The sequence below is a fragment of the Acidovorax sp. NPDC077693 genome (assembly GCF_044542805.1).
GTDB lineage: Bacteria > Pseudomonadota > Gammaproteobacteria > Burkholderiales > Burkholderiaceae_C > Acidovorax.
In genome coordinates this window covers 40,173-60,849 of record NZ_JBITVD010000022.1, presented here as the reverse complement: position 1 = coordinate 60,849, position 20,677 = coordinate 40,173, and the positions used below count along the sequence as shown (strand labels likewise).

Below are 20,677 nucleotides of genomic sequence, written 5' to 3'. Positions count from 1 at the left end.
ATGAGCACCGTCCTCGCCGAAAAGCCCCGCCATCTCTCCCTGGCCGCCACGCCCGCCACCGTAACACTCGCCAGCGCAGCACCTGGCGGAGACTGGTCGGTCCGCCCGCTCGATGCGCCCCTGGGCGCCGAGGTGCACGGCATCGACGCGTCGCAGCCGCTTGCGGCCAGCCAGGTCTGGGCGATCAAACAGGCGCTCAAGCAGCACCACATCCTGCTGCTGCGCGGCCAGCAGCTGGAGGACCTGCAGTTCCAGCGCTTCACCAGCTACTTCGGCAGCGTGTTTCGTGCGCCGACCAACGTGCCGGTGCTGGGCTCGTCGGACCCGTACGGAGGCGACACACCCGACATCGTCAAGGTGGCGAACGTCGATGATGGCGTGCTCGGCCACCAGGAGCTGTCGGCCCATGCGGACCACCACTGGACGCCCGTGCCCTCGTCGGGCTCCCTGCTGTACGCGCTGGAAGTACCCCGCGCCGGTGGCGACACCACCTGGGTCAACCTGGCCGCCGCCTACGACACGCTGGACGCCGCCACGCGCGCCGAGATCGACGCCTTGCAACTCATCACCTACAACCCCTTCCTGCGCCGCCTGAAGCCGCTGGCGGGCGGCCATGCAACCTACCGCACGCCCGACATCGAGCCGGTGACACCCTTCGAGGTGCACCCGCTGGTGCGCACCCACCCCGAGTCCGGCCGCAAGATCCTGTACCTGGGCGAGGCCACCGAGGTGGAGGTGGTGGGCGTGGACCCGGCCTACGGCGCTGCGCTGGTGGCCCGGCTGCGCGCACACCTGCTGCAGCCCCGCTTTGCGTACACCCACCGCTGGCAGGTGGGCGACATCGTGTACTGGGACAACCAGGCCACGCTGCACGCGCGCAACGCCTTCGATGCGGCCGAGCGGCGCCTGCTCAAGCGCATCAGCCTGTCGGGCAGCCGGCCGTTTTGAAATGAACCCCCCTGAGTCGCTTCGCGCCTCGGTGCGTTCGCCAGAGGCGACCGCTCTTCGTTGCCGTCCAAGCCTGCGCAGGCAGGCTTGGAGCCGCGGCACTCAGCCCCTCTCCCTACGCACTGCGTGCTACGGGAAGGGGACGCACCCGGTGGCCTGGCAAAGCCAGTTCCACGGGTGCACTGGCCTGGGCCGCGCCCGTTTCATGCGTTGTGGGTGGCGCGCAGCGAATGGATTGCGGATACCCATTGCTTTCAAAAATACAAAGCCGTTCACGCTGAGCTTGTCGAAGCGCCGCGCGGGGCTTCGACGAGCTCAGCCCGAACGAATGTTGAATGACGGAACGCAAATCCGTATGAGTTCCCACCGGTCCAGCACCCCTTCTTTCGAGGAGATCTGCAATGTATGAGTCCGCCGACATCCGCCGCGCCGAGCGCCTGGCCGCACCGACCCACGACACCGACGTGCTGGTGATCGGCGGCGGCCCCGCCGGCACCTGGGCTGCCATTGCCGCCGCAGCCCGCGGCGCGCGCGTGGTGCTGGTGGACAAGGGCTTTTGCGGCACCTCGGGTGCCACCGCGCCGTCGGGCACCGGCACCTGGTGGGTGCCGCCCGACCTGCAGGCCCGCACCGCCGCCAAGGCGCAGCGCGAGGCGGTGGGCGGCTTCCTGGCCAGCCACGCGTGGATGGACAAGGTGCTGGACCAGACCTGGCACAACCTGCAGCAGCTGGCCGACTGGGGCTATCCCTTTCCGGTGGACGACGCGGGCAACGAGCGACGCAATTCGCTGCAGGGCCCCGAGTACATGCGCCTGATGCGCAAGCGGGTGAAGGCGGCGGGCGTGCGCATACTGGACCACCACCCCGCGCTCGAACTGCTGGTGGATGCCCGGGGCCAGGTGCGTGGGGCAACGGGCGTCGCAGAGCCTGGCGATGTGCCCTGGGCCTTACACGCCGGCGCCGTGGTGCTGGCCAGCGGTGGCTGCGCCTTTTTGAGCAAGGCGCTGGGCACCGATGTGCTCACCGGCGACGGCCACCTGATGGCGGCCGAGGCGGGCGCGGTGTTCTCGGGCATGGAGTTTTCAAGCGCCTATGGCCTGGGGCCCACGTTCTCGAGCGTGACGAAATCGCTGTTCTACAACTGGGCGAGTTTTCGCGACCCGGGCGGCGCCGTGATCGACGGCGCGGGCTCGTCGCAGGGCCGCAGCATCATCGCGCGGCGCCTGATCAGCGAGCCGGTGTTTGCCGTGCTCGACAAGGCCGACGGCGCCGTGCGCTCCTGGATGCGGCAGGCGCAGCCCAACTTCTTCCTGCCCTTCGACCGGCTGGGGCTGGACCCGTTCACCCAGCCGTTCCCCATCACCCTGCGGCTCGAAGGCACAGTGCGCGGCACCGGCGGCCTGCAGCTGCAGGGGCTCGATGGCGCCACGCGCGTGCCGGGGCTGTACGCCGCCGGCGACGTGGCCTCGCGCGAGCCGATCTGCGGCGGCTTTACCGGCGGCGGCAGCCACAACGCAGCCTGGGCGCTGTCTACGGGGTTCTGGTCCGGTGCGGGCGCGGCCGACCACGCGCTGGCGCACCGCAGCACGCCTGCCGCTGCGCCGGTGTGGCGGGCGGGGCAGGTGGGGCTGGCGGCGTGTTCGCACATCCGTACCACGGCCACTGAGCGCATCGATCCGCAGGCCCTGGTGGCGGCGGTGCAGGCCGAGGTCTTCCCGCTGGAGCGCAACTGGTTTCGCAGCCGCGATGGGCTGGAGCCGTCGCTGCAGCGCCTGGATGCCCTGTGGGCGCAGGCCGAGCGCAGTGCCCCGGCCTTGCCCGAGGCGCAGCGCCGCACGCGCCAGGCCGTGGCTCTGCTGGCCCACGCCCGGTGGATGTACCGCAGCGCGTTGGCGCGCACCGAGACGCGGGGCATGCACCGGCGCACGGACTTTGCGCAGATGGACCCGGCGCAGCAGCACCATGTGGTGGTGGGCGGGCTGCAGCAGGTATGGACAGGGCGGCACCCGGCGGGCGATGGCGCTGCCGTGCAGCGCGAGGCGGTGGCCGCATGATCGAGTTGATCGACGCGGCCCGCTGCACGGGCTGCAACATCTGCGTGGCGGTATGCCCGACCCGTGTGTTCGATGCGGCGCCTGCATCGGCGGCGTCTGCTGCGGGTGCGGGTGTCGAGGTCAACGCCGACGTTGCGGGCCTTCTGCCGGTCATTGCCCGGCAGTCCGACTGCCAGACCTGCTTCATGTGCGAGCTGTATTGCCCCGTGGATGCCCTGTACGTGGCGCCGCAGACCGTGCCGGTGGCAGCGCTCACCGAGGCCGGGCCCGCTCAGCCTGCGGCCCCGCTGTGGGGCAGCTACCGACGCGCTGTGGGCTGGGATGTGCGGGATGGCAGCACTGCACGGCTGGACCAGAGTTACCACCTGCTGGGTGCGGCGTTGCGCTGACGGGTTTCTGAGGATGGCCGGTGCAGGCCGCATTCGATCCAGATTCCAACCGTTTGGGCTGAGCGTGTCGAAGCCTCGTGTGGCGCTTCGACAAGCTCAGCGTGAACGGGTGGGGGCATGTGGATGGTGAAGAAAAAAGGCCACTGCATTTGCGCGCAGTGGCCTGGGTGTTGGGTGATGGACAGTACGGGCAGCGTTCGAGCCATTCCCACCGTTCGGGCTGAGCTTGTCGAAGCCTTGCGCGGCGCATAGACAGGCTCAGCGTGAACGGCAAAGGGATCTCAACGCGCCACCCCCTGCCACGCCGTGAAGTGCCGCTCCAGCCGCTGCAGCGCATAGTTCAGCGTCACGCCGATGGCCGTGATCGCGATGATGCCGAAGTACATGTCGCCGATCAAGAAGCTGTACTGCGCATAGATGATGAGGTAGCCCAGCCCGGCCTTCGCGCCCACCATTTCCGCGGCGATCAGCACTAGCATGGCCGATGCGGCAGCCAGGCGGATGCCGACGAAGATCGTGGGCACCGACGCGGGCAGGATGACCTTGACGAACAGCTGGCGCGGCGTGGCGCCCATGGTGCGGGCGGACTTGACCAGCAGCGGGTCTACCTGCCGCACGGCGGCGATGGTGTTGAGCAGCAGCGGCCAGGCGCAGGCATAGACCACGATGGACAGCTTGGACACTTCGCCGATGCCCAGCAGCAGCAGGAACACCGGCAGCAGCGCCAGCGGCGCGGTGTTGCGCAGCAGCTCGATCAGCGGGTTGAGCGCCTGGCCCAGCCGCTGGTACCAGCCGATGGCCAGGCCCAGCGGAATGGCGGCCACGATGGCGATCGACAGGCCGCCGAGCGAGCGCGCCAGGCTGATGGAGGTGTGCTCCCACAGCTGGCCGTTTTGCGCCAGCACCCAGCCCGCAGCCAGCACTTCGGTCAGGGGCGGCAGGAAGGTCGGGTCGGTCAGGCCCAGGCGGGGCGCCAGCTCCCACAGCACGGCCAGCGCCAGCACCAGGCCGGAGCGCCAGGCGCCGTTGGCCACGCGGCGGGCCAGGCGCAACCACAGGGTGGGCAGCGCCTGTGCGGCATGGGGCAGGGCGGTTGCGGGTTGCTGCGTAGCGTGCGCGGGCAGGGCGATGTCAGACATGGTGGGACTCCTTGATCACGGGTTGGGCGGCGATGCGGCTGCGGCGTTCGTGGCGCGCGGACGCGACCTCGTCGTGCAGCAGGCCCCAGATGCGGTGGCGCAGCTCGCCGAAGAGCGGCAGCGAGCGGATGTCGTCGGTCTCTGCGCGCAGCGATTCGGGGATGTCCACGATTTCCTTGATGCGGCCGGGGCGGGTGGTCATCACCGCCACGCGCTGGCCCAGTACCACGGCCTCGTCGATGCCGTGGGTGATGAACACGATGGTCTTGCCGGTGCGCTGCCAGATGCCGACCAGCTCTTCCTGCAGCGTCTCGCGCGTCTGGGCGTCCAGTGCGGCAAAGGGCTCGTCCATCAGCAGCACCTGGGGCTCGTAAGCCAGGCTGCGGGCAATCGCCACGCGCTGCTTCATGCCGCCCGACAATTCGTGCGGGTAACGCTGCGCGAAGTCGGACAGCCCCACCAGCTGCAGGTAGTGCGCGGCCTTCTCGCGGCGCTCGCGCTTGCCCAGGCCCGCGACTTCGAGGCCGAAGGCCACGTTGTCGAGCGCGGTGAGCCACGGGAACAGCGCGTACTGTTGGAACACCACGCCCCGGTCCCGCGCGGGGCCGGTGATGGCCTTGCCGTCGATGAGCACCTGGCCGCTGGTGGGCGGCGTGAGGCCCGCGAGCAGGTCGAGCAGGGTGGACTTGCCGCAGCCGCTCGGGCCCACCAGCACCAGGAATTCGCCGGGGCGGATGTCGAGCGTCACGTCCTGCACGGCCACGAATCGCTTGGACGGGCCGCCGTCGTCCGCACGCACGGTGAACTCCTTGGTCACGTGCTCGAAGCGGATCTTGGCCGGCGCGTTGGTCGCGGCAGTGGCCGCGGTGTGGGGATGAATGGCGCTGGTCATTTGCTGGCCGCCAGTTTGTCCACGCCGCCGTTGGCGTAGGGGTTGAACGCGTTGGTGTACAGGTCGGCGGCCTTGAGCTGGCCGGGCTTGACGACTTCGTCCTTCACCAGCCAGTCCACCCAGATCTGCAGTTCCTTGTCGGTGATGAGGCCGCCCTTGCCGGCCACGCCGGTGCTCTTCCAGTACTGGATGGCGTCGGCGGTCTCGGCGCGTTTGCGGCCTTCGATGATCTTGGTGTAGCGCGCCCGCACTTCGGCCGGTGGTGTGTTGCGAGCCCATTCGATGGAGCGGGCCAGGGCCGATACCAGGTGGCGGCTGGTGTTGGGGTTCTGCTCGATGAACTTGTTGTGCAGCACCAGTGCGCCGCCGGTGAAGTTGCCGAACAGGTCGCGGTCCTTGAACAGCGGCCGGATACCGCCGCGCTCCAGCGCCTTGTCGCGCAGCACGCCGCCGAGCGTGGAGACTTCGACATGGCCCTGGCGCAGCGCCTGCTCGCCAGTGACGGGCGGCGTGGCCACCAGCGTGACCTGCTTGGCCTCGGCGTTGGTGAGCTTGCCGCGCTCCAGGTACTCGCGCAGCATGAACTCGTGGTGCGCGCCCAGCGTGTTCACCGCGACCTTCTTGCCGATGAGGTCGCGCGGGCCCTTGATGGGGCTGTCGTCCTTGACGTAGTAGCCGTTGTAGGTGTTGTCGTCCGAGCCGTAGTAGCCCAGCACGGCCTTGACCGGCGCCTTCTTGGCCGCGAGCTTGATGATGGCGCCGTAGAAGGCGCCGCCGATGTCCACATCGCCGGTCACCACGGTCTGGATGTCCTGCGGGCCGCTGATGGTGTTGCCCACCCACTTGGACTTGAGCGGTGCGAGGTAGCCCAGGTCTTCGGCCAGTTCGATCCAGACCACCTGGCCGGCCCAGCCCTGGTAGCGGATTTCGGATTTCTCCAGGTTCTGCGCGGCGGCAGGGGCCGCCAGGCCCAGCGCCAGCGCGGAGACCAGCAGGAAGCGTTTCGACAGATCGAGCATGGGGAGTCCCTTCATTGCAGTGGTTCAGTGAGGTGTGCAGCGCAGTGCGTGTGCATTCACTCAGGCCGGGCGCCGTTACCGCGGTCTGAGACCCCCTGCCTTCCGCAACCCGCGTGCCACGGCGTCGATGCTGCTTATGCGGAAATCGCGCATGGCTCCGGGGCGCTGCGTCGGCACCGCCTGTGCGCTGCGTCGCCGGGATAAACGCACCTTGCGGCGTTGACGTGTGTGACAGCTGACAGCAATCGAGGGCGCCACGGCTGGGGTGCGAGGGGTTGTGCACGGCTGCTGGGTTTGCAGCAGGGCGTGCGTGCTTTGGCGCCCGTTGCTGCAAAGCCAGCAGTGGCCGCGGGGCGCTGCAAAGCGGCGCATCGGTGTGGTGGATGCGCAAGGAGGCGGGCGGTCGGCACAATGGCGCGATGACGACCCCACCCCCGCGCCACGCCGTGGTCTGGCTGCACGCCGACGCGCCGCCCAAGCCGGCCGTGGGCGCACCCTGCAACGGCTGCGGCCTGTGCTGCCTGGCCGAGCCCTGCCCGCTGGGCGTGGTGGTGTCGCGCCGTCGCCATGGCGCCTGCGTGGCGCTGCGGTGGGACGGTGCGCACGCACGGTACCTGTGCGGCATGGTGGCCGACCCGGGCGAGGTGACGGGCTTGCGGCAGCGCTGGTTGACGGTACCGCTGGCCTGGCTGGCTCGGCGCTGGATTGCGGCGGGCGTGGGGTGCGATGCGGATGTGGAGACCACCAACGTGCCGCGCCCGTGAGCTGGGTGGTGACTTGCCAGGGAACTGTTGGCGGGATGGGGCGGCAGGCGGTGCGCTACGCAGCGCTTGGAAGGTGATTGCTATTAAAAATATAGCTTTTAGCGCTTGCCTACCAAGCGGTAGAGGGCTTTTTTAATCAAAAACCCCAGTGTCTACGCAGCGCGGCAGCAACGTCGTCTACTGGCCCACTGCGCTGCGGGCTGTCAGTGGGGCCGGGCGTCCACCGTGCTGCGCCGCGCCAGGTGCACGCCCGCCAGCATGCAGCGCACCGACCCGCCCGCCAGTTCGATGGTCGGCACGGCCAGCGGCAGCAGCGTGGCGCTGCGTTCGATGACGGCCTTCTGCGCCGCGGTCAGGCTGGCGGCGGCGCGCGCCGACAGGGCCAGCACACGGCCCCGGGCGCCGGTCAGCTCCAGCGCATTGCCCGCGAATTCGCCGATCTGGTGGGCGCTCAGTTCGATGACGTCGCGGCCGGTTTCGCGCAGGCGGCTTCGCACAGCCTCACGTCGCAAGGGGTCGGTGATCAGGTGGAACCCGCCCAGCGCGAAGTCGGTGCCCACGCACAGCATCACATTGGTGTGGTAGCACGGCCGGCCCTCTCCATCGGCCGTGGCAAAGGCCATGGGCTCGTAGTTGAAGTGGGTGCAGAACCGCTCCAGCGCCACCGGGTCGGCGCGGTTCGACTGCGCGGTGTAGGCGATGCGGCCGATGTGGTCGAGCACCATCGCGCCGGTGCCTTCGAGGAACATGTTGTCGGCCTCCAGCCCCGAGTAGTCGATCACGTCCTGCACCCGGTACTGTGCCTTGAGCAGGTCCAGCACGTCGCTGCGGCGCTCGCGCCGCCGGCTCTGTGCGTACATCGGGTACACGGCCACGTGGCCGCCGGCGTGGGTGGAGAACCAGTTGTTGGGGAAGACCGCGTCGGGCGCGTGGCGCTCGCCCAGGTCGTCGAACAGGTGCACATGCACGCCGGCGGCTTCGAGTTGCGCGGCGGCCTGGGTCACCTCGGCGTATGCCTGGCGCGCGATGTCGTCCGGGGGGGCGTTGGTGGGTGCAGACTGAAAGGCGTTGTCGTGCGCGGTGTCCGGGTTGGGGTGAAAGCGGTGGGGGCGGACCATCACGACGGCGGACGGGGCTTGGGCAGAGGCGGGTGAGGGCATGGCGGTCAGTGGTTGCAAGATGGCGGCAAGGCGGCGGTGCATGAATTTTCCGGACAGTGCCAGCCAACCAAAAGACTTCAAACTGATCGAAATGCAGCAAAATCTGGCGTTCTGATCACCCAGAGACCCACTATGAACAGGCTGGACGACACCGACCGCGAAATCCTCAGCATCCTGCGGGCCGACGCGCGCACGCCCGTGGCCACACTGGCGCTCAAACTGCGCGTCTCGCGCGGCACCGTGCAGAACCGGCTGCACAAGATGGAGGAAAGCGGCGTCATCGTGGGCTACACCGTGCGCCTGCGGCCCGACTCCGAGCCCCAGCGCATCCGCGCCTGGATGAGCATCGCGGTGGAGGGCAACGCCGCGCCCGAGGTGATCCGCGCGCTGCGCGGCGAGCCCATGGTGGGCACGCTGCACACCACCAACGGCCGCTGGGACATCGTGGCCGAAGTGCGCGCCGAGAGCCTGGAGGCGTTCGATGCGGCGCTGGGACGCATTCGCCTGACGCCCGGCATTGCGAACACGGAAACAAGCATCCTGCTGTCGACCTACAAGGCTTGAGCCCCAAGGTCGGCAGAAAGTTGGCAGCAGATTGGCGGTCGGCGATGTTCGGCACGCGACCGCCCAGCCAGCGCAGCGCCTGAAGCGCTTGGTGCCACATTGGCGACACCGGCTAGGGGGTTTCCGCATCACCGCCGTCGTGCCGGCTGCAGTTCAATGGCGAAGTCTTTGTTTTGCTTTTTCAGGAGCCCCGCCATGCAACGTCGCCAGATCATCCAATGGGGAGCCGCCAGCGTCGCCGCCCCCGCATTCATGGCGCAGGCCCAGAGCTTTCCGAGCAAGCCCATCAAGCTCGTGATCGCCTTCCCGGCGGGCGGCCCCACCGACATCACCATGCGCTCGCTGGCCGACAGCGCCAGCAAGATCCTGGGCCAGCCGGTCATCGTGGAGAACAAGCCCGGCGCCGGCGGCACGCTGCCCGCGCAGGCGCTGCAGGGCGCTGCGGCCGACGGCTACACCGTGGCGCAGATTCCGCTGGGCGTCTTTCGCCTGCCCTACACCACCAAGATCAACTGGGACCCGGTCAAGGACATCAGCTACGTGCTCAACGTCACCGGCTATGCGTTCGGCCTGGTGGTGCCCGCCGACTCGCCGCTCAAGACCTGGACGCACTTCGTGGCCTGGGCCAAGGCCAATCCCGGCAAGCTGAGCTACGGCTCCACCGGCACCATGACCAGCCCGCACCTGACGATGGAGCTGATCGCGCAGCAACTGGGCATCGAGCTGCTGCACGTGCCCTACAAGGGCAGTGCGGACCTGATGCAGTCCATCCTGGGCGGGCAGATCATGGCGGCGGCCGACTCCACCGGCTTTGCACCGCAGGTCGAGGCCGGCAAGCTGCGCGTGCTCAACACCTGGGGCGCCGAGCGCCTGGCCAAGTTCCCCGATGCGCCCACGCTCAAGGAGCTGGGGCTGAACCTGGTGCAAAACTCGCCGTTCGGCATCGGCGCGCCCAAGGGCACGCCCGATGCGGTGGTCAAGCGCCTGCACGATGCCTTCAAGCAGGCGATGGAGCAAGACAGCTACAAGACCGCGCTGGCCCGCTACGACATGGTGCCGATGTACATGAGCACGTCGGCGTACAAGAAGTTTGCGCAAGACACCTTCACGCGCGAGAAGGCGCTGGTGGAAAAACTGGGCCTGGCCAAGCCGAGTTGAAGTGAGCACCCCCTGAGCGGCTGCGCCGCTTCCCCCTCTCTCGCTGCGCTGCGCTGGCGGGAGGGGGACGCCCCCAGCGCACGGAAGTGAAGCGCCGCAAGCGGCTTGGCGGCCCTTGCGCGGGGGCACTGGCCTGGGACGCGCCAGTCACGACGTTTCGCTGGCAAACTTTTGTCACTGAAGGTCCGCCCTCACGCTATTCATCGGTACCGCGACATGGCCTCCGGAGGAGGTGTATGACGTTCCGTGTGATGATCCGTCCCAACATTGAACGGAATACCGCGAGCATTTATGGCATCCCCCTCCGACAACAGCATCAGCATGGCCCTGTTCTGCGACTTCGAAAACGTCGCCCTGGGCGTGCGCGATGCGCAGTATGAAAAGTTCGACATCAAGCCCATCCTGGAGCGCCTGCTGCTCAAGGGCTCTATCGTGGTCAAGAAGGCCTATTGCGACTGGGAGCGCTACAAGGGCTTCAAGGCCACCATGCACGAGGCGAACTTCGAGCTGATCGAAATCCCCCATGTGCGCCAGTCGGGCAAGAACTCGGCGGACATCCGCCTGGTGGTGGACGCGCTGGACCTGTGCTACACCAAGTCGCACGTGAACACCTTCGTGATCATCAGCGGCGACTCGGACTTCTCCCCGCTCGTGTCCAAGCTGCGCGAGAACAACAAGCAGGTGATCGGCGTGGGCGTGAAGCAGTCCACGTCGGACCTGCTCATCGCCAACTGCGATGAATTCATCTTCTACGACGACCTGGTGCGCGAGAACCAGCGCGCGATGGCCCGGCGCCAGAACCCCGGCTCGGCCCCCGCGCCGCGCCGCACGCCCGAGGAAGAGCGCCACCGCAAGGAAACCCAGGACGTGCGCCGCACCCAGGGCGTGGAGCTGGCGGTGGAGACCTTCGAGGCGCTGACCTCCGAGCGCGGCGACAGCGGCAAGATCTGGGCGTCGGTCCTCAAGGAAGCCATCAAGCGCCGCAAGCCCGATTTCAGCGAGAGCTATTACGGCTTTCGCACCTTTGGCAACCTGCTGGAGGAAGCGCAGGCACGCGGCCTGCTGGAGTTCGGCCGTGACGAGAAGTCCGGCGCGTATGTGTTCCGCTCGCTGGGCGGCGGAATGGGCGCAGGCAGTGCCGATCCCTCGGGCCGCGCCGACGCACCGGCCGAGCGGCAGGGGGGCGCAGCGGGTCACGTCCGCCACGATTTCCATGCCGTGGCTTCGGTGCCGGACACCTCGGCAGGCCAGGGCGAAGGCGGCGGCGGCAATGGCCGCGGTGGCCGCTCGCGCGGGCGCCGCGGCGAAGGCGCTGGGCGCTCGTCGGCACCGCAGCACGCAGAGATGCGCCGCGATGGGCAGGCAGAGGGCCATGGCGACCAGCAGCACGACATCGCCTTGGATGCTCACGATGGCCGTGATTCGCGTGATTCGCGTGACTCCCGCAATTCACGTGAGGCTAGAGATGCTCGTGACACGCGGGACACGCGGGACATGCGGGACATGCGGGATACGCGCAATGTGCAGGATGACGAACAGCCGGAGCGCCCGACCCGCAGCTACTTCAGTCAGCCGGCGGCCGCACCAGCGCCTGCGCCCGCTGCGGTCGACGCCCCGGCGCGTCGCGATGCCATGTTGAATGATGACGAGGACGAGTCCGGCGCGCCAGGTCAGCAGCGGGTTGCCGACGATGACCACCAGGCCTCAGCGCCCGCGATGGTCGAGGCACCCGATGACGCAGCCGAAGAAGCCGACGCCCCTGCACCCCGCAGCCGCCGCGCCGGATCGGCTGCGCGCAAGACCAGCGGGCGCAAGGCAGCAACGGGCGACTCGGAGGCACCGGCGGCTGCATCGCAACCCGAGCCAGCGCCCAAGCCACGAACAGCATCGGCCAAACCCAAGGCCGCCGCGGCTGCTGCAACAGCAGCAACTCCAGAGGCCGCTGCAAAGACCCCAGCGCCCCGCGCCCGCAAGCCGCGCAGCGCGGCCAAGACCACCAAGCCCGCTGAGTGAGCGGTGCCAGCCGCCGGCCGGGCTGAACGCCTGCCGCACGGCTGACACGCGCCGCCAGCCAATGCAACCCTGGCCTTATGCGGCGGCGGCCTGTACGGCGGACGCGCCCGCCTGCGCGGCAAGCCGCTGGCGCACCGTGTCGTAGCGGGGGGGCACGCAGCCCACCTGCTCCACGCAATGGCTGGCACTGGCGAGCGCATGCCACAGCACGGCGTGCAGCCGCTCGGTAGCCAGCGGGGCCACCAAGCCCCCGGGGCGCTCGCACAGGGCCTCCTGCCCCCGCTCCGGCCCCGCCAGCAGCGCGGTGATGAGACCGGCCAGAAAACAATCTCCCGCCCCCACGGTGTCGGCCACGGCCAAAGGCGCGTGCTCTTGCGCATGCACGGCCTGGCCGTCGCGCTGCAGCAGCCACGCGCCGCCGGGCCCCAGCGTCAGGGCCAGCCACTGGGCGCGGGTGTGGTCCAGCAGGTGCCGGGCGCGCTGCAGTGCGGTGCCGCCCGGCACGGCCAGGGCGTCCAGGTCGTCGTCGCTCACCTTGATGAGGTGGGCGTGCTGCAGCGCGGCCATCACGTTGGCCCGGTAGGCGGGCACGTCGTCCACGGCCGACAGGCGCAGGTTGGCATCGACCACCACCATGCGCCCGGCGGCACGCTGGGCTGCAAGCCACGGCAGGTAGATGCCTGCGTCCTGCGCCACCAGCGCGAGGCAGCCGGTGGCCACCACCTGCAGGCCGGGCAGGGCGGTGCAGGCGGCGATCAGCGCGTCGCCCGTGGCCTGGCGGTCGGCCACGCCATCGCGGTAGAAGCTGTAGCTGGCCTTGCCCTCGGCATCCAGCGCGGCCACCGCCAGCGCGCTGGGCGCGCGCACGGGCACGGGCGATGCCAGGGCCACGCCGGCGTCGTGCAGGCCCTGCAAAAGCTGTCGGCCCAGCAGGTCGGCCGACAGCGGGTTCAGGTACATCGTGCCCACGCCCTGCAGGCCCAGCGCACGGGTGAGGTTGTAGACGGCCCCGCCCGCGCAGGGCCGCAGGCGTCCGTCAGCCTCCTGGATCAGGTCGAACAGGGCCTCTCCGGCGGTGGCCACCCGCAGGGCTGGTGCTGCGTCGGTGGGCGTGGAAGCCGTTGGTTCTAGGGCAGCGCGCGACCCTGGGGGCGGTGTGAGGGTGGCGGTGTCAGGTGCTGATCGGCTAGGGAAAACCATAACTAAATCCACTTGATTTATTAAATTGCAACGCACTATAGTTCGATCCCATCCACCCGACAAGAGTGGTGTTCCCGAGGTGCCGCACCGTGTGGCGCCCGGGGTTTCAGCCATCCGTTCCAAGGAGACAACCGTGATCCAACGCGCCCCTGCTTTCGTGCTGTCCGCCATTGCCTTGTCTGGCGCCCTGGCCTGTGGCCTGGCCCAGGCTGCCGAGCCCGTGATCGGCCTGATCACCAAGACCGAGACCAACCCCTTCTTCGTGAAGATGAAGGAAGGCGCCACGGCCGAAGCCAAGAAGCTGGGCGCCAAGGTGGTGTCGGCCGCGGGCAAGACCGACGGCGACAACGCCGGCCAGGTCACGGCCATGGAGAACCTGATCGCCGCGGGCGCCACCACCATCCTGATCACCCCGAGCGACGCCAAGGCCATCGTGCCGGCCATCAAGAAGGCCCAGGCCAAGGGCGTGATGGTGATCGCGCTCGACAGCCCCACCGACCCCGTGGACGCCACCGATGCTCTGTTCGCGACCGACAACTACAAGGCCGGCGAGCTGATCGGCCAGTACGCCAAGGCGGCGCTGGCCGGCAAGAAGCCCGTGATCGCCATGCTGGACCTGCACCCCGGCCACCCCGTGGGTGCCCAGCGCCACAACGGCTTCCTCAAGGGATTCGGCCTGCAGGCCAACGATGCCAAGAGCAATGAGCTGTCGCGCCCCGCCGAGGTGGTGTGCATGGCCGACAGCTTCGGCGACCGCGCCAAGGGCCAGACCGGCATGGAAAACTGCCTGCAGAAGAACCCCGACATCAACCTCGTCTACACCATCAACGAGCCCGCCGCCGCCGGTGCCTACAACGCCCTGAAGGCCGCGGGCAAGGACAAGGGCACGATCATCGTGTCGGTGGACGGCGGCTGCGCCGGCGTGGCCGACGTGGGCAAGGGCGCCATCGCCGCCACCAGCCAGCAGTACCCGCTGCGCATGGCCGCGCTGGGCGTGGCGGCTGGCGTGGAGCACGCCAAGACCGGCAAGAAGGTCAGTGGCTACACCGACACCGGCGTGACGCTGATCGCCGCCAAGGCCGTGCCGGGCGTGGACAGCAAGGACGTGAAGACCGGCACGGACCTGTGCTGGGGCGCGAAGTAAACGTGCCGTGGACCGGCCGGCAGACAGCTGGCCGCTTTGCGCCGGGCCCGGGCCCGGCGCGCTGACTGACCGAATCCTCCGAATGCCATGAACACCACCGCCTCCAAGCTCCCCCCGCTGGCCACGCTCGGGCCCTTCATCGCGCTGCTGCTGGCCTGCGGCTTCTTCGCGCTGCAAAGCGACCGCTTCCTGTCGAGCCAGAACTTCGCGCTCATCCTGCAGCAGGTGATGGTCGTGGGCGTGATCGCCATCGGGCAGACGCTGGTCATCCTGACCGCGGGCATCGACCTGTCGTGCGGCATGGTCATGGCGCTGGGCGGCATCGTGATGACCAAGGTGGCGTCGGACTACGGCCTGTCGGCCCCCGTGGCGATCGCCTGCGGCATGGCGGTGACCACGCTGTTCGGCATGGTCAACGGCCTCTTGGTCACCAAGGTCAAGCTGCCGCCGTTCATCGTGACGCTGGGCACGCTCAACATCGCTTTCGCTGCCACGCAGCTGTACTCGGGCGCGCAGACCATCACCGACATCCCGGGCGGCATGACGGTGCTGGGCAACACCTTCCAGGTCGGCGGCACGGCCGTGGTGTGGGGCGCGCTGCTGATGCTGGCGCTGTACGTGGCGATGTGGTTCTTCCTGCGCGAGACCGCGCCCGGCCGCCACATCTACGCCGTGGGCAACAACCCCGAGGCCACGCGCCTTACGGGCATCCCGACGGACCGCGTGCTGCTCTTCGTGTACATGCTGGCCGGCGTGTTCTACGGCATCGCCGCGCTGCTGTCGGTGGCGCGCACCGGCGCGGGCGACCCCAATGCGGGGCAGACCGAGAACCTCGATGCCATCAGCGCCGTGGTGCTGGGCGGCACCAGCCTGTTCGGCGGGCGCGGGGTGATCCTGGGCACGCTGGTGGGCGCGCTCATCGTGGGCGTGTTCCGCAACGGGCTCACGCTGATGGGCGTGTCGTCCGTCTACCAGATCCTGGTCACCGGCATCCTCGTGATCCTGGCCGTGGCCACCGACCAACTCTCGCGCAAAGGAGTGCGTTGATGATGAACGCCGCTCAACAATCTTCTCCACCCACCGCACCGCTGGTGATGCAGGCCAAGGGCCTGGTCAAGCGCTACGGCCAGGTCGTGGCGCTCGACGGTGCCGACTTCGAGCTGCGCGCCGGCGAGATCATGGCCGTGATCGGCGACAACGGCGCGGGCAAATCCAGCCTGATCAAGGCGCTGTCGGGTGCCACCGTGCCGGACGAGGGCACGGTGCTGCTCGACGGTGCCCCCGTGCAATTCAGGAGCCCCATCGACGCGCGCCGCGCGGGCATCGAGACCGTCTACCAGGACCTCGCCGTGGCCCCGGCCATGACCATCGCCGAGAACCTGTTCCTGGGCCGCGAGCTGCTGCGCCCCGGCATGGCCGGCCGCGTGCTGCGCATGCTGGACAAGAAGCGCATGCTCGAAGAAAGCGTGGCGCGCATGAACGAGCTGAAGGTGGGCATCCGGTCCATGACGCAGGCGGTGGAGACGCTGTCGGGGGGGCAGCGCCAGTGCGTGGCCGTGGCGCGCGCCGCGGCCTTTGCGCGGCACGTGGTCATCATGGACGAGCCCACCGCCGCGCTGGGCGTGAAGGAGGGCAACATGGTGCTGGAGCTGATCCGCCGCGTGCGCGACAAGGGCCTGCCCGTGATCCTCATCAGCCACAACATGCCCCACGTGTTCGAGATCGCCGACCGCATCCACATCGCCCGGCTGGGCAAGCGTGCTGCCGTCGTCAACCCCAAGAAGATCAGCATGAGCGACACCGTGGCCGTGATGACCGGCGCCATGGCCGCGTCGGAGCTGCCCGCTGAATGCCTGGCCTGAACGTTTCCGCTCCGTTGCCTATCCATGCTCAAGAACATCGATCCCCTGCTGACCCCCGACCTGCTCAAGGTGCTGGCCGAGATGGGCCATGACGACGCCATCGTGCTGGCCGACGCCAACTTCACCGCCATGAGCCTTGGGGCTGGCAAGCCCGTGCTGCGCCTGCCCGGCATCGGCATGGCCCGCGCCGTGCAGGCCGTGGCCAGCGTGCTGCCGCTGGCGCAGGACGTGCCCCACCCCGTGGCCTACATGCAGGTGGGCGGCACCGAGGCGCCGTACCGCTCGGCCCTGCAGCGCGACACCCTGCAGGTGCTGGCCCGCGAAGGCGTGGCCAGCGAGCAGGCCGAAGGCGTGGAGCGCTTCGCGTTCTACGAACGCGCCCGGCGCGCGTACGCCATCGTGGTGACTGGCGAGCTGCAGCCCTGGGGAAACTTTCTGCTGCGCAAGGGCGTCATCGGCGACACTTTGCAGCCCTGATCCCGCACATTTTTCTGCCACCACCACCGTGATCCCTGTCGACTCCGCAGACCTGCCTGACGCCATTGCAGACGCACCTGAGCCCGCAGCCGCCGGGCCGGTGCGGCTGCGCCAGCGGGGCTCCAACCACGTGGGGCTGCGCCAGTTCAACGAGCGGGTGGTGCTGCAGGCACTGCGCACGCACGGCAGCCTGGCCAAGGCCGAGATGGCGCGCGTCACCGGGCTCACCGCGCAGACCATCGGCCTCATCACCGCGCGGCTGGACGAAGACCAACTGCTGCGCCGCGAAGCCCCCGTGCGCGGCCGCGTGGGCCAGCCCTCGGTCCCCATCGGCCTGAACCCGGACGGCGCGTTTGCCATCGGCATCAAGATCGGCCGGCGCAGCGCCGACTGGCTGCTGGTCGACTTCACCGGCCACGTGCGCGAGCGCGTGGTGCTGGACTATGCGTTCCCCGACATCGATGTGCTGCTGCCCGCCATCCGCCGTCACCTGAACCAGCTGCTCGACGGCCTGGGCCCGCTGCGCTCGCGCGTGGTGGGGGTGGGCGTGGCAGCCCCGTTCCAGCTGGGCGGCTGGCACCGCATGCTGGGGCTGACCGAGGCGCAATCGGAAGCGTGGAACAACATCGACCTGGCCGAGCAGGTGCAGCAGATGACCGAGCTGCCCGTGAGCTTTGCCAAGGACACCTCGGCCGCCTGCGTGGCCGAGCTGCTGCAGGGCCGCGGGCGCGACATCCCGAGCTTTCTGTACCTGTTCATGGACACGTTCATCGGTGGTGGCTTGGTCATCAACTCGCACCTGCACCGCGGCCTGCACGGCAACGCAGGCGCCGTGGCCTCGCTGCCCCTGGCGCCCGCCCCGGCGGGCCAGGCCCCCGCGCAGCTCATCAGCCAGGCATCGCTGTGGGAGCTGGAGCAGCGCTTTCGCGCCCACGGCCTGGACCCCATGGCCGCCTACGACAAGCGCGTGCTGCAGGCCCCCTGGCTGGTCCACAGCCGCGCGTGGATCGACAGCGCCGCGGCGGCGCTGGCGCACTGCATCGTGTCGGCCACCGCCTTCCTCGACCTGGACGCCGTGGTGCTGGACGGCGCTTGCGCACCGGAGCTGTTGCAGGCGCTGTGCGAAGGCGCACGCCGTTCGCTGGCCGACTACAACTGGGAGGGCCTGCACCAGCCGCCCCGGCTGGAGCTGGGCAGCATCGGCTCGGATGCCCGCGCGCTGGGCGGTGCGCTGCTGCCGCTGCATGCGTGCTTTGCGCCGGACCACGAGATTTTCTTGAAGGCTTGACGCGCTGCGCTCGACGTTATGTGCAGAGTGGTTGCTATGAATTAAATAGCTGCTTGCGCTTGTCTATCAAGCGGTAGGTGCCATTTTTGATGGATGGCACCTTCAATGGGGAGCCTGGGGGATATTGGAGGGTGTGGAGGGTGCACCCGCCGACATCCAACGAACGCCCCGCCGCAGGCGTCGCCATCAAGCCCGCTGCTTCACCGGCCTGCCAGAATGGCCCGCGCCACTTCCGCGAACCCCGCGCCCCGTTCACCCTCGGTCACGTACCGCGGCAGGTGCTGCAGCTGCGGCACGAACCGCGCAATGTTGGCCACCCCCACGCTGTGCGGGAAGTGCTGGAACATGAGCTGGTCGTTGGTGGAGTCACCCACGTACACCCACTGGTCGATCTCGGCATCCAGGTCACGCCCGAACAGCTCGCGCACGATCCACCGCGCGCCTTCGAGCTTGTTGTGCGTGCCGTACCAGCCGTTGATGTGGATGCTGCTCACGGTGGCGTTCATGCCCGCGGCCTGCATCAGCGCAACGCATTGATCAATGTGCGCCTGCGGCATTTGCGTGAACTCGCTGTGGTCGATGGCGATGTCGCACTCGCGGCCCGCGGAGTCGGCGGCGCGGCGCGCGCCGGGGACTTCGTGCTCGATCTGGGCCAATACCTGCTGCATGCGGGCGAAGTTGGCGTTGCGGGTGGTGGCGTCCTGCTGGTAGAGCTTGTTCAGCGAACCATCGGCTTGCCGGATCAGCGCGACGGCGCCGTTCTCGGCCACGATGGCGTCCACGGGCCAAGACAGTGCGAAAGGTTCGCTCCAGCCGACGGGGCGGCCGGTGATGGGGATGATGGGTATTCCAGCAGACCTCAGGCCTGCAATGGCATTCAGGGCCTCAGTCGTGATGGCACCGTCGGTGGTAAGGGTGTCGTCGATGTCTGTCAACATACCCGTGACGTGCCGTCTTGCATGATGAGGCCACTGGTCTAGAGGATTCACGATATGGCTTTCATGGGGGACGTTCTTACTTTCCCCCGCAGAGGAGGATCTGGTGCAAGGGTGCAGTGCGGAAAACATTGGGTACTTTGCGGACGCTTTGGCACTGCCGGGTTTGAGGCAACGCCAAGTTGGAGCGCGGCTATGGCCTGTGTCGAAATACCCAATATCGCGCGACCAGAAAGTTGGCAAACAGGCCTGCTATGGAGCCTGCCGCGACGCCCAATATCGGTGCATAAGGAATGGCCCTGCCATTGGCGTAGTGCAATACGGCTACATAGGTGCCGTAGTTGAGCGCTGCGCCCCCCAACATGGATGACAGGTATTGCACATACTCCTGCAGCAATGGCGTGTCAGGCGCACGGGAGTTTGTTGAATCCGAGGTTGGGGCGGGCGGGCGAAACGTCCATCGGCGGTTGATCAGCCAAGTTGCCGTGGCCGCTCCAACGAACGATAGAGCGCGTGCTCCATACCACCCGAGGAAGCCAGCGGTGGCGTACAGCAAACTGGCATCTACGATGAAACCCAACGTGCCAGCGGCTGCAAACCATCCAAACTGGCGCAGGGAGGGCGAAGGGGCATTGGTCATGTCCGACGGTCGGGCTCAAGCTGCTGGTGCTGAATGCGCTCGGCGACCGTCGCTGTCGTGGCCGGCCGGTACTGCTGCACCAGATACAGTGGCCGATTCTTGGTTTCGTTGTAAATGCGGCCTAGATACTCTCCCAGAATGCCGATGAACAGCAACTGGACACCACCGAGGAACAGCATCGTGACGATCAGGGTGGGGTACCCCGCTACAGGATCCCCGCGCAGCAGGGTTTTGAGCGTGATCCATGTGCCCGCGAAGAAGGCGAACATCGAGATCAGAATTCCCAAATAGGTAGCCACTTTGAGAGGCGCTATCGTGAAGGAGGTAATTCCCTCCAGCGCGAAGTTCCACAGTTTCCAATAGTTGAACTTGGTGATCCCGGCCGCGCGCGGGTCCCGCCGATATTCGATGGCTTTGGAGGGAAATCCCACCCAGGCGAACAGCCCTTTCATAAAGCGATGGTGTTCACGTAACTTCAGCAGGGCATCGACTGTGCGGCGGCTCATCAGGCGGTAGTCTCCAGTGTCTGCTGGTATTTGAACGTTCGACACCTTGCCCATCACCCGGTAAAAGCGCGCGGCGGTTGCTTTTTTCAGCCAGGTTTCTCCATCGCGATGGGTGCGAACTGCATAGGCGATGTCAAAACCATCCTCCCATGCTTGTAAAAACTGCTCTATCAGTTCGGGTGGATCCTGGAGGTCTGCATCAATCACGACCACGGCGTCGCCGCGCGCATGCTCCAAACCCGCGGTCATGGCGGGTTCCTTACCGAAGTTGCGCGACAGGTTGACGCTGGAGATGCGCGGATCGCGCGTTTGCAATTCCTCGATCAGGCGCTGCGTGCCGTCCTTGCTGCCGTCGTTGACGAACACGATCTCCCAGTCATAGCGATCCAGGGAGGTGATGACTTGGTCAATGCGTACATGAAACAGCGGAAGCACCTGCTCCTCGTTGTAGGCAGGCACCACAATAGAGATGAGCTTTTTCATGGCATTGAATGTTATGCAGTGGTCGCAATGAGCCGCGTAAAA

The 20,677-nt window shown here is 67.9% G+C and carries 20 protein-coding genes; 12 read left to right on the top strand and 8 right to left on the bottom strand.

Features of this window, described 5'->3' with window-relative positions; genetic code table 11:
* From ACIGHN_RS24925 to ACIGHN_RS24915, 3 genes are all read left to right on the top strand, one after another.
* Positions 1 to 948 (top strand): TauD/TfdA dioxygenase family protein, encoded by a 948-nt coding sequence (locus ACIGHN_RS24925; RefSeq protein WP_396506792.1) that lies wholly within the window; start codon positions 1 to 3, stop codon positions 946 to 948.
* Positions 949 to 1,349: 401 nt separating this feature from the next.
* A complete protein-coding gene (locus tag ACIGHN_RS24920; protein WP_396506791.1) occupies positions 1,350 to 3,002 on the top strand; it encodes an FAD-dependent oxidoreductase in 1,653 nt (550 codons plus the stop codon).
* A complete protein-coding gene (locus ACIGHN_RS24915; protein WP_396506790.1) occupies positions 2,999 to 3,391 on the top strand; it encodes a 4Fe-4S binding protein in 393 nt (130 codons plus the stop codon). The genes ACIGHN_RS24920 and ACIGHN_RS24915 overlap by 4 nt, the downstream gene beginning before the upstream one ends.
* 281 nt (positions 3,392 to 3,672) lie before the next feature.
* On the opposite strand, the gene ACIGHN_RS24910 is transcribed toward ACIGHN_RS24915, so the two are convergent.
* The 3 genes from ACIGHN_RS24910 to ACIGHN_RS24900 are packed head-to-tail and all read right to left on the bottom strand — an operon-like array spanning position 3,673 to position 6,456.
* Entirely contained in the window at positions 3,673 to 4,530 is an 858-nt protein-coding gene (locus ACIGHN_RS24910) for an ABC transporter permease (RefSeq protein WP_396506789.1), read from the bottom strand.
* On the bottom strand, positions 4,523 to 5,422 hold the full coding sequence (locus tag ACIGHN_RS24905; RefSeq protein WP_396506788.1) for an ABC transporter ATP-binding protein: 900 nt from the start codon (positions 5,420 to 5,422) through the stop codon (positions 4,523 to 4,525). The genes ACIGHN_RS24910 and ACIGHN_RS24905 overlap by 8 nt, the downstream gene beginning before the upstream one ends.
* Positions 5,419 to 6,456, bottom strand: coding sequence for an ABC transporter substrate-binding protein (locus tag ACIGHN_RS24900; protein WP_396506786.1), 1,038 nt, complete (start codon positions 6,454 to 6,456; stop codon positions 5,419 to 5,421). Before ACIGHN_RS24900 ends, ACIGHN_RS24905 begins: the two co-directional genes overlap by 4 nt.
* A gap of 404 nt (positions 6,457 to 6,860) precedes the next feature.
* Between ACIGHN_RS24900 and ACIGHN_RS24895 the strand changes: the two genes are divergently transcribed.
* A complete protein-coding gene (locus tag ACIGHN_RS24895; protein ID WP_396506784.1) occupies positions 6,861 to 7,205 on the top strand; it encodes a hypothetical protein in 345 nt (114 codons plus the stop codon).
* 203 nt (positions 7,206 to 7,408) lie between these two features.
* Here ACIGHN_RS24895 and ctlX read toward each other — a convergent pair whose 3' ends face one another.
* Positions 7,409 to 8,365 carry a citrulline utilization hydrolase CtlX gene (gene ctlX, locus ACIGHN_RS24890; protein WP_396506782.1) on the bottom strand — a complete coding sequence of 319 codons (957 nt, stop codon included), beginning with the start codon at positions 8,363 to 8,365 and terminating at the stop codon, positions 7,409 to 7,411.
* A gap of 132 nt (positions 8,366 to 8,497) precedes the next feature.
* Between ctlX and ACIGHN_RS24885 the strand changes: the two genes are divergently transcribed.
* From ACIGHN_RS24885 to ACIGHN_RS24875, 3 genes are all read left to right on the top strand, one after another.
* Complete coding sequence (locus ACIGHN_RS24885) at positions 8,498 to 8,929, top strand: Lrp/AsnC family transcriptional regulator (protein WP_056162782.1); 432 nt, start codon at positions 8,498 to 8,500, stop codon at positions 8,927 to 8,929.
* A gap of 195 nt (positions 8,930 to 9,124) precedes the next feature.
* Positions 9,125 to 10,087, top strand: coding sequence for a Bug family tripartite tricarboxylate transporter substrate binding protein (locus tag ACIGHN_RS24880; protein WP_396506781.1), 963 nt, complete (start codon positions 9,125 to 9,127; stop codon positions 10,085 to 10,087).
* A 291-nt stretch (positions 10,088 to 10,378) separates the two neighbouring features.
* Entirely contained in the window at positions 10,379 to 12,100 is a 1,722-nt protein-coding gene (locus tag ACIGHN_RS24875) for an NYN domain-containing protein (protein ID WP_396506780.1), read from the top strand.
* Positions 12,101 to 12,175: 75 nt separating this feature from the next.
* Here ACIGHN_RS24875 and ACIGHN_RS24870 read toward each other — a convergent pair whose 3' ends face one another.
* Positions 12,176 to 13,183, bottom strand: a complete 1,008-nt coding sequence (locus ACIGHN_RS24870; RefSeq protein WP_396506779.1) for a PfkB family carbohydrate kinase — start codon at positions 13,181 to 13,183, stop codon at positions 12,176 to 12,178.
* 253 nt (positions 13,184 to 13,436) lie between these two features.
* On the opposite strand from ACIGHN_RS24870, the gene ACIGHN_RS24865 reads away from it, so the two are divergent.
* The 5 genes from ACIGHN_RS24865 (at position 13,437) to ACIGHN_RS24845 (ending at position 18,071) form a co-directional block, all read left to right on the top strand.
* Positions 13,437 to 14,444 carry a sugar ABC transporter substrate-binding protein gene (locus ACIGHN_RS24865; RefSeq protein WP_396506843.1) on the top strand — a complete coding sequence of 336 codons (1,008 nt, stop codon included), beginning with the start codon at positions 13,437 to 13,439 and terminating at the stop codon, positions 14,442 to 14,444.
* 87 nt (positions 14,445 to 14,531) lie between these two features.
* A complete protein-coding gene (locus ACIGHN_RS24860; protein WP_396506778.1) occupies positions 14,532 to 15,491 on the top strand; it encodes an ABC transporter permease in 960 nt (319 codons plus the stop codon).
* Between the two features lie 2 nt (positions 15,492 to 15,493).
* Positions 15,494 to 16,306 (top strand): ATP-binding cassette domain-containing protein, encoded by an 813-nt coding sequence (locus tag ACIGHN_RS24855; RefSeq protein ID WP_056414330.1) that lies wholly within the window; start codon positions 15,494 to 15,496, stop codon positions 16,304 to 16,306.
* A gap of 24 nt (positions 16,307 to 16,330) precedes the next feature.
* Positions 16,331 to 16,783 (top strand): RbsD/FucU family protein, encoded by a 453-nt coding sequence (locus tag ACIGHN_RS24850; protein ID WP_056162796.1) that lies wholly within the window; start codon positions 16,331 to 16,333, stop codon positions 16,781 to 16,783.
* A gap of 52 nt (positions 16,784 to 16,835) precedes the next feature.
* Positions 16,836 to 18,071, top strand: coding sequence for an ROK family protein (locus ACIGHN_RS24845; RefSeq protein ID WP_396506841.1), 1,236 nt, complete (start codon positions 16,836 to 16,838; stop codon positions 18,069 to 18,071).
* A 200-nt stretch (positions 18,072 to 18,271) separates the two neighbouring features.
* Here the strand turns inward: ACIGHN_RS24845 and ACIGHN_RS24840 are convergent, their stop codons facing one another.
* The 3 genes from ACIGHN_RS24840 to ACIGHN_RS24830 form a co-directional block, all read right to left on the bottom strand.
* Positions 18,272 to 19,060, bottom strand: coding sequence for an HAD-IIB family hydrolase (locus ACIGHN_RS24840; protein ID WP_396506776.1), 789 nt, complete (start codon positions 19,058 to 19,060; stop codon positions 18,272 to 18,274).
* A 139-nt stretch (positions 19,061 to 19,199) separates the two neighbouring features.
* Entirely contained in the window at positions 19,200 to 19,646 is a 447-nt protein-coding gene (locus tag ACIGHN_RS24835; protein ID WP_396506774.1) for a GtrA family protein, read from the bottom strand.
* A complete protein-coding gene (locus ACIGHN_RS24830) occupies positions 19,643 to 20,635 on the bottom strand; it encodes a glycosyltransferase family 2 protein (RefSeq protein WP_396506772.1) in 993 nt (330 codons plus the stop codon). The genes ACIGHN_RS24835 and ACIGHN_RS24830 overlap by 4 nt, the downstream gene beginning before the upstream one ends.
* Positions 20,636 to 20,677: the final 42 nt, after the last annotated feature.

Bases quoted from the DNA above. Each gene is read 5' to 3' on its own strand.
- ACIGHN_RS24925 (WP_396506792.1), top strand. From the start codon at position 1: ATGAGCACCGTCCTCGCCGAAAAGCCCCGCCATCTCTCCCTGGCCGCC.
- ACIGHN_RS24920 (WP_396506791.1), top strand. From the start codon at position 1,350: ATGTATGAGTCCGCCGACATCCGCCGCGCCGAGCGCCTGGCCGCACCG.
- ACIGHN_RS24915 (WP_396506790.1), top strand. From the start codon at position 2,999: ATGATCGAGTTGATCGACGCGGCCCGCTGCACGGGCTGCAACATCTGC.
- ACIGHN_RS24910 (WP_396506789.1), bottom strand. From the start codon at position 4,530: ATGTCTGACATCGCCCTGCCCGCGCACGCTACGCAGCAACCCGCAACC.
- ACIGHN_RS24905 (WP_396506788.1), bottom strand. From the start codon at position 5,422: ATGACCAGCGCCATTCATCCCCACACCGCGGCCACTGCCGCGACCAAC.
- ACIGHN_RS24900 (WP_396506786.1), bottom strand. From the start codon at position 6,456: ATGAAGGGACTCCCCATGCTCGATCTGTCGAAACGCTTCCTGCTGGTC.
- ACIGHN_RS24895 (WP_396506784.1), top strand. From the start codon at position 6,861: ATGACGACCCCACCCCCGCGCCACGCCGTGGTCTGGCTGCACGCCGAC.
- ctlX (WP_396506782.1), bottom strand. From the start codon at position 8,365: ATGCCCTCACCCGCCTCTGCCCAAGCCCCGTCCGCCGTCGTGATGGTC.
- ACIGHN_RS24885 (WP_056162782.1), top strand. From the start codon at position 8,498: ATGAACAGGCTGGACGACACCGACCGCGAAATCCTCAGCATCCTGCGG.
- ACIGHN_RS24880 (WP_396506781.1), top strand. From the start codon at position 9,125: ATGCAACGTCGCCAGATCATCCAATGGGGAGCCGCCAGCGTCGCCGCC.
- ACIGHN_RS24875 (WP_396506780.1), top strand. From the start codon at position 10,379: ATGGCATCCCCCTCCGACAACAGCATCAGCATGGCCCTGTTCTGCGAC.
- ACIGHN_RS24860 (WP_396506778.1), top strand. From the start codon at position 14,532: ATGAACACCACCGCCTCCAAGCTCCCCCCGCTGGCCACGCTCGGGCCC.
- ACIGHN_RS24855 (WP_056414330.1), top strand. From the start codon at position 15,494: ATGAACGCCGCTCAACAATCTTCTCCACCCACCGCACCGCTGGTGATG.
- ACIGHN_RS24850 (WP_056162796.1), top strand. From the start codon at position 16,331: ATGCTCAAGAACATCGATCCCCTGCTGACCCCCGACCTGCTCAAGGTG.
- ACIGHN_RS24835 (WP_396506774.1), bottom strand. From the start codon at position 19,646: ATGACCAATGCCCCTTCGCCCTCCCTGCGCCAGTTTGGATGGTTTGCA.
- ACIGHN_RS24830 (WP_396506772.1), bottom strand. From the start codon at position 20,635: ATGAAAAAGCTCATCTCTATTGTGGTGCCTGCCTACAACGAGGAGCAG.